Source organism: Pseudotamlana agarivorans (assembly GCF_018860245.1).
Classification (GTDB): Bacteria; Bacteroidota; Bacteroidia; order Flavobacteriales; family Flavobacteriaceae; genus Pseudotamlana; species Pseudotamlana agarivorans_A.
This window is the reverse complement of record NZ_JAHKPD010000001.1, coordinates 1-15,054: the sequence shown is the minus strand read 5'-3', so window position 1 is coordinate 15,054 and position 15,054 is coordinate 1. Positions and strand designations below refer to the sequence as shown.

Below are 15,054 nucleotides of genomic sequence, written 5' to 3'. Positions count from 1 at the left end.
ATTATGGCAAAGTCAAAAGCAAACAAGAAATTTATGAATATGGCATACGGATTAGGTGCCGCTATCGTAATCGTTGGAGCATTATTCAAAATTATTCACTTCGAAATTGGACCACTAACAGGTAACGTAATGTTAACTATCGGTCTTGTAACAGAAGCAATTATTTTCGCATTATCGGCATTTGAACCAGTTGATGATGATTTAGATTGGGCTTTGGTATATCCAGAATTAGCAGGTGGGGCGTCATCGGCTAAAGGTGAGGCGAAGCAAGATGCACAAGGATTATTATCTCAAAAATTAGATGATTTATTAAAAGAAGCTAAAATTGATGGTGAATTAATCTCTAGTTTAGGAAATAGCATCAAAAATTTTGAAGGTGCAGCTAAAAACATTAGCCCAACAGTAGATTCAATTCAAGCTACAAAAAAATATGGTGAAGAAATGTCTTTAGCAGCTGCTCAAATGGAGTCATTAAACAGCCTTTACAAAGTGCAATTAGAAAGTGTAAATAAACAAGCTAGTATTAACCAAGAGTCTGTTGAAAACGCAGCTAAGTTAGAAGAGCAAATGAAAGCTTTAGCATCTAACTTATCTTCTTTAAATGGAGTATACGGAGGTATGTTATCTGCAATGAACAAATAATTAGGGGAGTTAATCTCAAACTACTAATTAATTAATAATTAATAAAGACCTAATTAACAAACATGGCAGGAGGAAATTTATCACCTAGACAGAAAATGATTAATCTGATGTATTTAATATTTATAGCGATGCTTGCTTTAAATATGTCAAAAGAAGTGCTTTCAGCCTTCGGATTAATGAATGAGAAGCTTACTAAATCTAATGTTGCAAGTACTGTTCAGAATGACAGTTTTATGGCAAACTTAGAGCAAAAGGCTTCAGATCAACCAGAAAAATATCAGGAGTTAAAAGCTAAAGCAGTTCAAATTGATGCGTTGGCAGACAAATTTGATGCTTACTTAGAAGAATTAAAAGGTAATATGACCGCTAAAATTGATGATCCTACAGATTATGAGATTATGGATAAAGGCGATTACTTAGACGCAAACTTTTTTCAAGGCGACAAGATCAAAGCTGATGGTGAAGCGTTTTTAAACCAAATAGCAACCTTCAGGGATGGGGTATCTGCGATCTTAAAAGGTGAGCCAGGTATGGAACCTGTTATTAAAGATGTACAATCTGAATTTAATACAGATGAAGTAACTAATAGAGATGGTCGCCCTGTGAGATGGTTAGATTATCACTATAAAGGATTTCCATTAGTGGCTTCTTTAACTAAAATGACACAACTTCAAGCTGATATTAAAACCACTCAAAATGAAGTTTTATCAACGATGTTACAAGGAACACTTTCTAGCGAAGTTTCCATGACTAACTACACCACTTTAATGGAAACGACTAAATCGGCTTACTTTAATGGTGAGGAGTTTGATGGACAAATTGTTTTAGGGCGTAAAGATGCATCTACTAAACCAAAAAGAGTGGAATTAACTTTAGATGGTAAAAAACTTACTGAAGATCAATTTTCAATTGAAGATGGTAAGGTGAAGTTGAAAATCGGAACTGGAGGCGTTGGAGAACATAAAATTGAAGGAAACTTGTTTTTTGGAGAAGGTGGAGAAGAAATTGCAGTACCTGTAAACTCTTCTTTTGCTACAGTGGCTAAGCCTAATTCAGCAACTATTTCTGCTGACAAAATGAATGTGGTTTACCGAGGTGTTAAAAACCCGATGACCATTTCATTTGCTGGTATTCCTGATAATAAAGTTAGTGCACGTGCATCTGGTTTATCTAGAAAATCTGGTAGTTCTTATGTTATGGATGCAACCCGTGTTAAAGGTCGTGAAGTAACTATTAACGTAACAGGAACTTTACCTGATGGTAAGACTGTTGGTGATAAAGCGAAATTTAGAATTAAAGATTTACCTAAACCAACTGGTACAGTAAGAGGTGAAGATGGCGCATTAAAAATGCAACGTAATAGTCTTAAAATCTCTACTATTGGTGCTAAGTTTGATGATTTCGATTTCGAATTACCATTACGTGTTACTGGATTTAAATTTAAAGTGCCTGGGCAACCAACTATTAGTGTTAGAGGTAACAAGTTAGATAGTAGAGCACAACAAGCTTTAGCAAGAGCTAAACGTGGATCTGGTGTTCAAATATTTGACATTGAAGCTAAGGCTTCTGGAGTAAGTGTTATACTTAAAAAAGTATCTCCAGTTTTTATAGAGCTTACAAACTAAACCTGAGTTAATATCACAAGTACGGAAGTGCTATAAGTATTAAAAGGAAAAATTATAATATATAACATCCGTAATAGATGACGTTGTTTGCAACTGAAACGAAACGGATGTTTTATAATACCATTGAGAAATAATAAATATAAGCAGATGAATTTAAGAAGTTTTTTATTAACCCTTGTAACTGTTTTTACAGTCTCTAATATGTTTGCTCAAGCGAATATATTAAATGCAAAGAGTCCAGAAGAAATTGGCGTTAGAACAGAAGATCAAAAGGCCGTAGATAATGATAAACCTTTGGAATACGGTTATGTGGATGATAGAGATATCTTATTTTCTAAAATGGTTTGGGAAAAGGTAGTTCTTGATGAGCGCGCAAACTTCCCGTTATATTATCCTATTGACACCAATAATATTGGTCATGATAGACGTTCATTGTACGATGTTCTTATGAAGAATATTCAAAACGGAACGATTGAAAACATTTATAGTGATTCATACTTTACCACTAAAAGAACGCTTAAAGATATTGAAGCTTCTTTAGCTATGATTGACACTACAGAACTTGGTATTGAGCAAATTAATGCTGGTGAAACTTTATCTGCAGAGTATATCAACAGAAGAGATATTACAGCAGCAGACATTAAAGAATTTCATATTAAAGGTCTATGGTATTTTGATAAGCGTCAAGCTGAAATGAAGTACAGATTATTAGGTATCGCTCCGGTAGCTCCAGATGTAAACTTTATTGATACCGATCAACCTGATTTGGTAGAATTGTTTTGGGTGTTTTTCCCAGATGCTAGAGCCGTGTTACATGAAGCAAAATCATTTAATAATGAAAATAGTTCTATACCGTTTTCGTTCGATCACGTGCTAAATGCTAGACGTTTCCATGGTTATATCTATAGAGAAGAGAATGTACAAGGTGATAGAGCTATTTCTGAATATGTTTCGGATAATGCTTTAATGCAACTTTTAGAATCTCAAAGAATTAAAGATAAAATTAGAGATTTTGAACTTGATATGTGGACATATTAATTTTAAAATTCATTTATTATTATATAACGCCTACTTTTATAGTGGGCGTTTTTTTGTTTTATAGTTTACTAATAGCATTGATTATTCATGGATTTATATGTTCCAATAATAATTATTTTTAGTTAGTAGAATGAATATAATTGTTACGAGACGTTAATCTGATGGTGATCTATTTTAGTTTAAATTTTTAGATATAAATAATGATTAATTACGTAGAATGTTATCAGGTTTAGTAACGTGAAATCTTACTTTTTAACAACTAGGATACTATTATTTTCCTAACTTTATTTATTAGTAAACCATTGAGCATATCTTTATTTAACACAAAAACTGTATTTATGAATAAAATTACCAGAATATTCATCGTTTTTTTACTTACCACTACGGTGTCATTTGCCCAAGAAGATGCGCCAGCGGCTAGTTCTAGCGAAGCGCAGGCTAATAATCCATTAGCAAATATGACATCTTTAAGTTTTCAGAACTATTATTTTCCAAAATTGTCTGAGGCACCCGACGCTGCCTTTATGAATACCACATGGTTGCGCTTTGCAAAACCAATTTCTAAGGGTAAGTTGCTTTTAAGAGCATCTATGCCTTTTTCAACTTTAGGAATGCCTAACGCCAATGGAGTTGTTAATACAACAAGTGGCGTTGGAGATTTTAATGCCTTCTTATCCTATAACTTTGTATCAAATGCTACGACAACCATGGGTATCGGACCATCCATTACAGCGCCTACGGCTAGTGATGATGTTTTAGGTTCTGGTAAATGGCAAGGAGGTTTTGCTTTTGTTGCTTTCGTAGCCAAGTCTCCAGTTTTTCAATTCGGAACATTAATTACTTGGCAAGCATCTTTTGCAGGTGATTCTGATCGTGATTCAACGAGTTTGGCGGCTATTCAACCGTTTTACTTTTGGCAATTGGGTAAAGGAACTTATTTAAGAGGGGTTCCTATTTGGGTTATGGACTTTGAAAAGGAAGCTTACTCATTTCCTATTGCTTTAGGTATTGGACAAGTAATAAAAATGGGCAATACGGTATTCAATATGTATGTTGAACCACAATATTCTATATATGTTCAAGGGGTTCAGCCAGTATTTCAGGTGTTGACTGGTATTAACTTACAATTCATGAAATAAAAAGGTATTCTTAAAATGCATAACTATTTTAAACTCTCAGGTTATTTCTATAATCTGAGAGTTTTTGGTTTAAAGCGTATTATCTTTGTTATCTAAATTGGTTTTAGTTTATCTGATTTATCCGTAAAACACAGCTAACGTGTTTTTTGTCATTCCGAAGAATTGAGGAATCTCTCGAATCTTTGACGTATTCTTCAGTCGTATCTTCTTCTGAATGTCAAAAGCATTGTGTTTTTAGTATTAAGACAGTTTATGGGTAATCAATAATTTTATTACAACTTATTAATTTTAGATTACTGAGTCAAGTTATTATATGAAAGTAGATTATATTATTGTAGGTAGTGGTATTGCTGGTATTTGTTTTTGTGAGGAACTAAAGCGCGCTAATAAAACATTTGTTGTTTTTGATAATGCCTCACAGCAGTCTTCAGCCGTTGCAGGTGGTTTGTATAATCCAGTGGTGTTAAAACGCTTCACATCGGTTTGGAAAAGTGATGAACAGTTAGCGTTGGCGTTACCGCTTTATGCTACCATTGAAAAGGAATTAGGCGTTAAATTAGATTATAAAATTCCTGTGTACAGAAAGTTTGCTTCTTTGGAAGAACAAAATGATTGGTTCACGGCTAGCGATAAACCTTTGCTGTCAAAATGGCTCTCTGCTAAAATTATTAAAAATGATAATGCCGTTATTGATGCCCCGTTTGGTTATGGAGAGGTTCTAGAAACCGGACGTATTGATGTTAATACCATGGTTAACGCCTACGAAAAAGATTTACGCGCAAAAGAGTTATATTTTGACACTCCTTTTGAATACCATGTTTTAGAGACTAGTGTAAATCAAGTAAAGTATAAAGATATCACAGCGGCACAACTTGTTTTTTGTGAAGGCTTTGGTATCAAGAAGAATCCGTTTTTTAATACCTTGCCTTTAAATCCTGCAAAGGGTGAACTCCTTATTATTTATGCCCCGGAATTGAAAATTGATTACGTACTAAAAGCTGGTGTGTTTTTAATTCCGATAGGGGAAGACCAGTATATTGTGGGGGCTACTTATGAGTGGAAGGATTTAAGCAACCAAGTTTCAGAGAAAGCCAAAAATGAACTTTTAGGGAAATTAGAAAAATTAATTAGATGCAAGTTTGAGATTGTGAATCAAGTGGCGGGCATTCGACCTACAGTTAAAGATAGACGACCTCTGGTAGGGCAGCACTCTGAACATAAAAGCCTGTATGTTTTAAATGGTTTAGGTACTCGAGGGGTTATGATTGGTCCGTATGTCGCGCAGCAACTTTATAATCTCATTGAAAACAAGATCCCTTTAGAAAAGGAAGTTGATATTAAACGTTTTGAATCTTAATATTCAAATTTTTTCTATAAATGTGCTCTTGAATTTATCTTGAAATGCGTTAGGGATAGCAGTGGAAATCCTTTTTGCGAGGCACGAGTAAAAAGATTGTAACGGATAGCCCGACCACCTGTCCTGAGCGGAGTCGAAGGATGTGGGAACGCCCAAAAACTACTTTTTCTTAGCCAAGCTCTTATCGTAATGCATAAAAATGTTAATCCAAATATTTCGAGATAGTCTTAGAATAATTGGCATACATATAATTAGCGTGGCTATAATTGAGATGAAAATTGTATTAATGCCTGCGTTAAACACAAAAAACGAAATCACAAATGCGGCTACTGCAAAAGCAATACCTACACCATAACTCACATACATGGAGCCGTAGAAAAAGGAAGGTTCAATTTTGTATTTTGTCCCGCAATTAGAGCATTTTTCATGCATATCTAAAGCTTCAGAAAGGATGTACGGGTTGGTGTTTTTAAACATCGATTCTTCATGACATTTAGGACATGTTCCAGTAAAAATGCTATATATTTTAGATCCTTTTTTAAACATATAATTTAATGTATTTTTGCAAGCTCAATCGCAGGACAAAAATAATATTTTAATACTAAAGCGCTTGTGATAAAAGTTACATTTCTATGATGAACATTCATAATTTATCGATTTCATTTCAAGGGGAATACCTGTTTGAAGATATTACATTCAAGCTTGGTAATGGTGATAGAATCGGGTTAATTGGAAAAAATGGTGCCGGTAAATCGACAATGCTTAAAATCTTGTCGAAAGAAATGGAACCCGATACAGGGCAGATTGCAGCCGATAAGGAATTAAAAATTGGTTTTTTAAAACAGGATATTGATTTTATTCTGGGGAGAACGGTTTTGGAGGAATCTTATGAAGCTTTTACTGAGATAAAAGAAGTTGAAGCTAAAATGGAAGCGGTTAATACCGAGATGGCCGAACGTACCGATTATGAAAGTGAAGGGTACCATCAGTTAATGGTCGATATTAATGAGCTTCAGCATCAGTATGAAATTTTAGGTGGATATAACTACCAGGGCGATACAGAAAAAATTCTTCAAGGTTTAGGCTTTAAACGCGAAGATTTTGATAAACTTACCGATACTTTTTCGGGAGGATGGCGTATGCGTATTGAGTTGGCGAAATTATTACTTCAAAATAATGATATTTTACTTCTGGATGAGCCTACCAACCACTTAGATATTGAATCTATTATTTGGTTAGAAGGGTTTTTAAGAAATTATGCTGGTGCTGTAGCTATCGTTTCGCACGATAAGATGTTCTTAGATAATGTCACGAATCGTACGATTGAGATTTCTTTAGGACGTATTTATGATTATCCGAAACCATATTCTGAGTTTTTGGTATTGCGTGAAGAATTAAGAACACAGCAGTTGGCTTCTCAAAAAAATCAGCAAAAGCAAATTGAGCAAACCGAAAAACTTATTGAGAAATTCCGTGCTAAGGCTTCTAAAGCGACCATGGCGCAATCGCTTATTAAAAAGTTAGATAAGATTGATCGTATTGAAGTTGATGAAGATGATAATAGTGTGATGACCCTTAACTTCCCTGTGTCTATTACACCAGGAAAAGTAGTGGTTGAGGCTGAAAGTGTTTCAAAAAACTATGGTGATAATCACGTTTTAAAAAATATAGATTTACTTATTGAACGCGATAGTAAGACAGCTTTTGTTGGCCAAAATGGACAAGGTAAATCCACATTGGCCAAAATTATGGTTGGTGATGTGAAATATAACGGACATTTAAAATTGGGGCACAATGTGCAAATTGGATATTTTGCACAAAATCAAGCTGAATATCTCGACGGGAATAAAACCGTTTATGATACTATGGTAGATGCCGCCAACGAAACCAATAGAAGTAAAGTACGTGATATTTTAGGTTCCTTTTTATTTCGTGGCGAAGAGGCCGATAAATACGTGCGTGTACTATCTGGTGGTGAGCGAAATCGTTTGGCTTTAGCCAAGCTAATGCTCCAACCGTTTAACGTTCTAATAATGGATGAGCCAACGAATCACTTAGATATTAAATCTAAAAACGTATTAAAAGATGCCTTGAAACGTTTTGAAGGTACTTTGATTTTAGTGTCTCACGATCGTGATTTTTTACAAGGCTTAACAAATATTGTTTATGAGTTCAAGGACCATAAACTTAAAGAGTATTTAGGAGATATCGATTTTTACCTAGAGCAACGTAAAGTTGAAAACTTAAGAGAAGTTGAAAAACGTACCGTGGTTAAAAAAGAGGAAGCCCCTAAAGTAAAAAAGCAACAATCTTACGAAGATCAAAAGAAGTTAAAATCTTTAAATAATAAGCTTAGCAATGTTGAATCTAAAATCAATCAATTAGAGCGAGACATTAAAGCGATCGATGTTGAACTTGAAGTTAATTACGAGGAAACCACATCGAAACCTAATTTCTTCGATGATTACCAAAAAAAGAAATCTGACTTAGAAAGTTTTATTGAAAAATGGGAAGAAATTCACATGCAAATAGATGAATTCGAGGCTTAGAATTTAAGTTTTTTTTAACATTTCGCGGTTAAGTATTGGGTAATTTTGACGACAATACCCCTAAACTTATACGAATGCGAAAAATTATACTTTCTGCAATAGGCATTTTGCTCATTGTGTTTTCTTTTTTGTTTGCAAAAAAACTGATTGCAAATAAAAACAAACCAAAACCAGTAAAAGAAAAAGTTGTTAAAACGGTTTTTACAGATACGGTTAAGAATACTACAGTTAAAATTATAATTCCTGCCAATGGAAGTTTAGTAGCCAAACGTCGTGTAGAATTATATGCGGAAGTTCAAGGTGTTTTCAAGCCATCGCGTGTACTCTTTAAACCCGGACAAAAATATAGAAAAGGTCAAACTTTAATTGGTATGGACGCTGCCGAATATTACGCAAGCGTTCAATCGGCAAAAAGTGATTTATATAATACGCTATCTTCAATTATGCCAGATTTACGTTTGGATTTTCCAGACGTTTATAAAAAATGGCAGTCCTACCTTAACAGCTTCAACATAAATAAATCAACACCAAAGTTGCCAGAAATGACTTCCGATAAGGAAAATTACTTTATAACAGGTCGTGGTATTGTTTCCAGCTATTACAATGTTAAAAATTTAGAGCAGCGTTTATATAAATATAATATCACAGCGCCTTTTTCTGGAATTCTAACAGAAGCTTTAGTTACCGAAGGTTCTTTAATTCGTAGCGGACAAAAATTAGGGGAGTTTATAGATCCTTCTGTTTATGAAATGGAAGTAGCCCTTAGTAAAGGGTATGCGAGTTTACTAAAGGTTGGAGAGCCCGTAACGCTAAATAATTTAGATGATACGGAAACGTACCAAGGTCGTGTTTCACGTGTTAACGGTAGTATTGATGCAACTACCCAAACCATAACAGCTTACATCGATGTTGAAAATGAAGACCTTAAAGAAGGCATGTATTTAGAAGCTCGAGTAGATGCTAAAGAAGAAGAGAACGCTTTTGAAATTGACAGGAATCTGTTATTAGAAGATCATGAAGTTTTTGTGGTTCGCGATAGTATTTTAGATGTGATTCCTGTGAAACCAGTTCATTTCTCGGATACTAAAGTCGTTTTAAAAGCTATTCCTGATGGTACGGTAATCTTGAAAAAAGCAGTTCCTGGTGCTTATGTAGGCATGCTGGTGAGGCCTTTTAAAGGTGAAACGTCTAAAACCACTGCTAAATAATGAGGAAACTAATCGCGTATTTTATTAAGTACCACGTTGCGGTTAACGTGTTTCTTTTGGCGTTTTTTGTTTTTGGGGTTATTGGAGTAGTTTCACTAAAGTCTTCGTTTTTTCCCTTAATAGATTCTAAAATTATTTCGATAAATGTGACCTACCCTGGCGCTTCTCCTCAAGAGATTGAAGAAGGGGTGGTACTGAAAATAGAAGATAACCTTAAAGGTTTAAAAGGGGTTGATCGTGTTACTTCAGTTTCAAAAGAAAATAGCGGAACTATTACCGTAGAAATTGAAAAGGGCGAGAATATAGACTTTATGCTCTTAGAGGTTAAGAATGCTGTAGACCGCGTGCCATCTTTTCCAACAGGCATGGAGCCTTTAATTGTTGCTAAACGTGAAGAGGTAAGAGAAACAATTTCTTTCGCTTTAAGTGGAAAAAATGTGCCATTAGTCACTTTAAAGCAAATTGGTAGGCAAATTGAAAATGATTTACGTGCTATAAATGGCATTTCTCAAGTTGAAGTAACCGGTTATCCGGAAGAAGAAATTGAAATAGCGGTAGATGAAAGTCGCTTATTAGCTTATAATATCAGTTTCAGCGATGTTTCCCAAGCCATTGGAGCTTCCAATATTTTGGTAACAGGTGGAAATATTAAAACTGATGCTGAGGAATATTTAATACGAGCCAATAACAGATCGTATTACGGTGATGAATTATCTAATATTGTTATCAAAGCCACAAACGACGGTAAAACAGTTAGACTAAAAGATGTTGCCGTGATTCGGGATCGCTTTTCAGAAACCCCCAACGCTACTTTTTATAATGAAGAATTAGCTGTTAATATAACAGTAACTAGTACCAACAATGAAGATTTAATGTCTTCTGCCGATAAGGTGAATGAATATATTGAAGGCTATAACCAGAGTTATAATAATGTTCAAATTAATGTTGTTCAAGATAGGTCCATTCCATTAAGTCAGCGTACACAACTTTTGGCTGAAAATGCTATTGTTGGGATGCTACTTGTTTTAGCCTTCTTGTCATTATTTTTAAACACCCGTTTAGCATTTTGGGTGGCGTTTGGTTTGCCGGTTTCCTTTTTAGGGATGTTTATTTTTGCCGGTCAGTTTGATGTGACCATTAATGTATTGTCACTTTTTGGAATGATTATCGTTATCGGAATCCTCGTGGATGATGGTATAGTTATCGCAGAGAATATCTATCAGCACTATGAAAAAGGGAAAACGCCAATTCAAGCAGCTATAGATGGTACTATGGAAGTTATACCTCCAGTAGTTTCAGCAATTATCACAACGCTATTAGCTTTCTCATTATTTTTATTCCTAGATAGTCGCATTGGTGAATTTTTCAGTGAAGTCTCCGTTATTGTTATTTTAACTTTGGTGGTCTCTTTAATTGAAGCGCTCATTATTTTGCCGGCGCATTTAGCACACTCGAAAGCGCTACAAAAACCTGTTGAAGAAGAAAATCCTTCAAAAGTAAAACAGTTTTTCACCAAAATGCGAGGTATTAATAAGCTTGGCGATAAAATAATGTCTTTTTTAAGAGACAAGGTTTATAGCCCTACCTTCGATTTCGTATTAGAATTTAAGTTTTTATCTCTAGGTATTTTTGTGGCTTTATTGATTTTAACTTTTGGGTCCATTGGCGGGGGTATCATCGGAATGACCATTTTCCCGTCCATTGCCAGTGATCGTGTTAATGTCGAATTGGATATGCCAAATGGTACGAATGTAAAAATTACAGACTCTATCATTTCAATGATTGAACAGAAATCTTTTATCGTCAATCAAGAGCTTACCGAGAAATATTTAAAAGGTACAGGTCAGGAACTTTTTGAAAATACGATATTAACCCTAAACAGTACATCAAGTGCGCGTTTAAGTATCAATTTATTACCAGGGGAAGAACGACCTGATGAAATCAGTTCCAGTTTGGTGGCTAATCGATTAAGGGAACTAGTTGGACCAATTATTGGAACAGAGCGCTTAATTTTTGGTTCTGGAGGCAATTTTGGAGGAAGCCCGGTTTCGGTGTCATTATTAAGTAATAACATAACCGACCTTAAAGGCGCTAAGGAAGAACTAAAAAAAGTACTACAGTCCAATCCTTTATTAAAAGATGTTGAGGATAATGATCCTGCGGGGATTAAAGAAATTCGACTGGAATTAAAAGAAAGCGCCTATTTACTAGGCTTGAACCTAAGGACTGTGATGGACCAAGTGCGTGCCGGATTTTTTGGTGTGCAAGCACAACGTTTTCAACGTGGACAAGATGAAATTCGAGTTTGGGTGCGTTACGACAGATCGAATAGAGAGTCTATAAATAATTTGGACGACATGCATATCATCACACCAACGGGCAATCGGGTGACTTTAAAAGACATCGCAAATTATTCTATTGAAAGAGGAGATGTCGCTATCAATCATTTACTTGGGCAACGTGAAATTCAGGTTTCAGCCGATTTAAAAGACCCAAGTACGAGTACAACGGATATTTTAAATGATATCAAGACGAATGTAATTCCTGCTATTCAATCCAAATACCCTACAATTTCAACGTCTTATGAAGGTCAGAATAGAGAAGCCAATAAGCTTTCATCATCTCTAGCTAATGCCGGAATACCTATTTTACTGCTTATTTATATCACGATTGCCTTTACATTTAGAAGTTATAGTCAGCCAATACTGTTAATTCTATTAGTGCCTTTCAGTTTAACCGCTGTGGCATGGGGACACTGGCTTTTAGGATTTCCTGTAAATGTCTTATCTATGTTAGGGATTATTGCATTAATTGGGATCATGGTAAACGATGGTCTCGTATTAATAGGCAAGTTTAATAGTAATTTAAAAGAAGGGATGTTGTTTGATGATGCCCTTTTGGAAGCTGGAAAATCGAGATTCAGAGCTATTTTCTTAACTTCACTTACTACAGTTGCTGGATTAGCACCTTTACTATTAGAGAAAAGTAGACAAGCACAATTTTTAAAACCTATGGCCATTTCAATATCCTTCGGAATCGCTTATGCCACCGTATTAACTTTATTAGTGTTACCATTATTTTTATCATTTAGTAACGATATTAAGAAAAATGTAAAGTGGTTGGCAACCGGAAAAGATGTGACTAAAGAAGAAGTTGAACGCGCTATTAAAGAACAAAATGAAGAGAATGCACATTAAATCCCTTGTTTTTAGTATCCTATTGTTTTCGCAAGCCTCGTCGTTATTTGCTCAAGACGTATTAACGCAGCAAGAAGCAGTTAGTTTGGCACTCGAGCATAACTATGGTATTAAATTAGTGAATACCGATGTAGAGATTGCTAAAAACAATGCAGATATTTTAAATTCTGGCTATTTGCCCACTCTAACGGGAAATGCTGGTGCTACTTTTAACAAAGATAATACGGAGGCTGAGTTTGCAGACGGTAGAGTTACAGAGTTATCGGGAGCCGAAAGTTCCAGGTATAATGCCTCGGTAGATTTAAATTATGTGCTTTTTGATGGTTTAGGGCGCTCTTATAATTATAAACGTCTTAAAGAAACGGAAGCCTTAACAGCACTAGAAGCACGTGCTACTATTGAAAATACCGTTTTGCAATTATTTACGGTATATTATAATGTTGCCGAGATTGCCGATAATTACAACGCCATCATACAAACCTTTGCGATTTCCAAAGATCGTTTACTTCGTGCTCAATATCAATTTGAATACGGACAGAATACCAAGCTTGATGTACTTAACGCCGAAGTTGATATTAACAACGATAGTATTACCATGATGAATACGCGTCAGCAACTTAGAAATTTTAAGCGTGATTTGAATGTGGTTTTAGGCAACTCCCTTCCCGATACTTTCGATGTGGATACCGCTATCAATTTCAATACCATATATAATAAGGAAGAGTTGAAGCAAAAGGCCATTGCAAATAATGTGAGCATTTTGCAGGTTGATAAAAACATGGACATTAGTAGGCTAGGGGTAAGTTCAGAAAAATCAGCTTATTTACCTACCTTAGGATTAATAGGAAGTTACGGGTGGAATAAAAACGATAACAATGCAGCCTCTTTCGTCGCGGTTTCAACATCCAATGGTTTGTCTGGCGGTTTAAACCTAAGCTGGAATTTGTTTGATGGTGGTACTACGATTACGCGCGTAAAAAATGCGAAGTTGAGTTTAGAAGCGCAGAATATTCAAAAGCAGCAACTACTTGTCTCCTTAGCACGTGATTTCAATAACGCTTGGGATAATTACCACAACCGATTAAATATTTATCGTCTGGAGGAAGATAATATAAGGACCTCTCAAAACAACTTCGATCGCACCGAAGAAAAATTTAAACTCGGTCAAGTCAATTCTATTGAATTTCGTTTGGCACAGGTGAACCTTCTAAACGCCGAGTTAAATAGAAATAAGGCAAAATATTTGGCTAAGGTTGCCGAAATTGAATTACTTCAAATTAGTGGGGAACTGTTGAATGTAGAGTTTTAGTTTTAAAAAATAGTAAGTAGTTGATGGTTGTTGGTTGCTGGTTATTGGTAGCTCACTGTTACGTTTAGAATTTTCTAGAAATAGATTTTACAGATTTCACAGATTTGTTCCGTATCTCATTACAGGTTGAGCAGCCTAAATCGAGTTGCCCATTTTTAATTTTTCACTATTAATTTTTAATTATTACGCTTTGCGACTTCGCGCCTTTGCGAGAAAAAACTATTACGCAGAGCTACGCAGAGGATTTCACAGAGTAACACGAAGAACTAAAAATAGAATATTAGTAGAATGTCAGATCGAGCGCAGTCGGGATCCAATTTTTTAGACACGACTGAGCTTCCCTAAATAGAGTTGCCCGTTTTTAATTTAAACGATTCCGCCTTTCGTCAGGAGCGACAACTTCTGTCTTCGGTCTCCCGTCAAATTTTCACTATTCACTATAAAAATGATTAGCCTTTCGGCGGAATTATTCTCGTTACATATAATGTGTACCTATATAATAGGAAGAACATTCAATAACTTTTAAAGTTTTTAGAAGATTTCGTGTAAAAAGAATATTTCTAATAATATAGAAGGGGCACAATTAAGCTGAAGCAGACATGTTTTAGCTATTGTTACCTCAGTGTAAAGTCTTTTTTGAGTGGAATAAAAGATAAACTCAGTTCTTTTCGATTATAATTATACTAAATCTAACCTAAACGAAAACATTCAAACATGCATATTCCAGCACAAACAGCCACTATTATAAAAGGACAAATAGAGTAGGGGCTATCAAAACTCTAAACCCCACCAACAAACCAAAACTTTTTTCAAGTATAAACCACACGTTTAGTGGGTATTAAAACACTTGATAAAAAATAATTAAAAAAAGCCCATAAAAAGTTTGTTGGATAGATATAAACAGTTGTATATTTGCACCCCGCTAACAAAGGCATAGCCATTGTAGCGGTAGTTCATTAACAGTTTTCAGGTATTAAATTAGGGTTAAAA

10 protein-coding genes are annotated in these 15,054 nt (G+C 35.1%); 9 read left to right on the top strand and 1 reads right to left on the bottom strand.

Annotation, left to right across the window (positions count from 1 at the left end; translation table 11 throughout):
• The first annotated feature begins 3 nt into the window (after positions 1–3).
• From gldL to KO493_RS00030, 5 genes are all read left to right on the top strand, one after another.
• Positions 4–642, top strand: a complete 639-nt coding sequence (gldL, locus tag KO493_RS00050) for a gliding motility protein GldL (RefSeq protein ID WP_216065912.1) — start codon at positions 4–6, stop codon at positions 640–642.
• 62 nt (positions 643–704) lie between these two features.
• Positions 705–2,267 carry a gliding motility protein GldM gene (gldM, locus tag KO493_RS00045; protein WP_216065911.1) on the top strand — a complete coding sequence of 521 codons (1,563 nt, stop codon included), beginning with the start codon at positions 705–707 and terminating at the stop codon, positions 2,265–2,267.
• A 147-nt stretch (positions 2,268–2,414) separates the two neighbouring features.
• The gene (gene gldN / locus KO493_RS00040) at positions 2,415–3,305 is read left to right on the top strand and encodes a gliding motility protein GldN (RefSeq protein ID WP_216065910.1); all 891 of its coding nucleotides are present in this window, start codon (positions 2,415–2,417) and stop codon (positions 3,303–3,305) included.
• Positions 3,306–3,643: 338 nt separating this feature from the next.
• Positions 3,644–4,444 carry a hypothetical protein gene (locus tag KO493_RS00035; RefSeq protein ID WP_216065909.1) on the top strand — a complete coding sequence of 267 codons (801 nt, stop codon included), beginning with the start codon at positions 3,644–3,646 and terminating at the stop codon, positions 4,442–4,444.
• 313 nt (positions 4,445–4,757) lie between these two features.
• Entirely contained in the window at positions 4,758–5,801 is a 1,044-nt protein-coding gene (locus tag KO493_RS00030; protein ID WP_216065908.1) for an NAD(P)/FAD-dependent oxidoreductase, read from the top strand.
• 159 nt (positions 5,802–5,960) lie between these two features.
• On the opposite strand, the gene KO493_RS00025 is transcribed toward KO493_RS00030, so the two are convergent.
• Entirely contained in the window at positions 5,961–6,347 is a 387-nt protein-coding gene (locus KO493_RS00025) for a DUF983 domain-containing protein (protein ID WP_216065907.1), read from the bottom strand.
• Positions 6,348–6,433: 86 nt separating this feature from the next.
• Between KO493_RS00025 and KO493_RS00020 the strand changes: the two genes are divergently transcribed.
• The 4 genes from KO493_RS00020 to KO493_RS00005 all read left to right on the top strand — a co-directional run bounded on the left by KO493_RS00020 (position 6,434) and on the right by KO493_RS00005 (position 14,064).
• A complete protein-coding gene (locus KO493_RS00020; protein WP_216065906.1) occupies positions 6,434–8,350 on the top strand; it encodes an ABC transporter ATP-binding protein in 1,917 nt (638 codons plus the stop codon).
• Positions 8,351–8,424: 74 nt separating this feature from the next.
• Positions 8,425–9,558, top strand: a complete 1,134-nt coding sequence (locus tag KO493_RS00015) for an efflux RND transporter periplasmic adaptor subunit (RefSeq protein WP_216065905.1) — start codon at positions 8,425–8,427, stop codon at positions 9,556–9,558.
• Positions 9,558–12,755 (top strand): efflux RND transporter permease subunit, encoded by a 3,198-nt coding sequence (locus KO493_RS00010; RefSeq protein WP_216065904.1) that lies wholly within the window; start codon positions 9,558–9,560, stop codon positions 12,753–12,755. Before KO493_RS00015 ends, KO493_RS00010 begins: the two co-directional genes overlap by 1 nt.
• Positions 12,745–14,064, top strand: a complete 1,320-nt coding sequence (locus tag KO493_RS00005; protein ID WP_216065903.1) for a TolC family protein — start codon at positions 12,745–12,747, stop codon at positions 14,062–14,064. The genes KO493_RS00010 and KO493_RS00005 overlap by 11 nt, the downstream gene beginning before the upstream one ends.
• Positions 14,065–15,054: the final 990 nt, after the last annotated feature.

Coding starts and splice junctions, on each gene's coding strand:
- KO493_RS00005 (WP_216065903.1), top strand. CDS start 12,745: ATGCACATTAAATCCCTTGTTTTTAGTATCCTATTGTTTTCGCAAGCC.
- KO493_RS00025 (WP_216065907.1), bottom strand. CDS start 6,347: ATGTTTAAAAAAGGATCTAAAATATATAGCATTTTTACTGGAACATGT.
- KO493_RS00035 (WP_216065909.1), top strand. CDS start 3,644: ATGAATAAAATTACCAGAATATTCATCGTTTTTTTACTTACCACTACG.
- KO493_RS00020 (WP_216065906.1), top strand. CDS start 6,434: ATGATGAACATTCATAATTTATCGATTTCATTTCAAGGGGAATACCTG.
- KO493_RS00015 (WP_216065905.1), top strand. CDS start 8,425: ATGCGAAAAATTATACTTTCTGCAATAGGCATTTTGCTCATTGTGTTT.
- gldN (WP_216065910.1), top strand. CDS start 2,415: ATGAATTTAAGAAGTTTTTTATTAACCCTTGTAACTGTTTTTACAGTC.
- KO493_RS00010 (WP_216065904.1), top strand. CDS start 9,558: ATGAGGAAACTAATCGCGTATTTTATTAAGTACCACGTTGCGGTTAAC.
- KO493_RS00030 (WP_216065908.1), top strand. CDS start 4,758: ATGAAAGTAGATTATATTATTGTAGGTAGTGGTATTGCTGGTATTTGT.
- gldM (WP_216065911.1), top strand. CDS start 705: ATGGCAGGAGGAAATTTATCACCTAGACAGAAAATGATTAATCTGATG.
- gldL (WP_216065912.1), top strand. CDS start 4: ATGGCAAAGTCAAAAGCAAACAAGAAATTTATGAATATGGCATACGGA.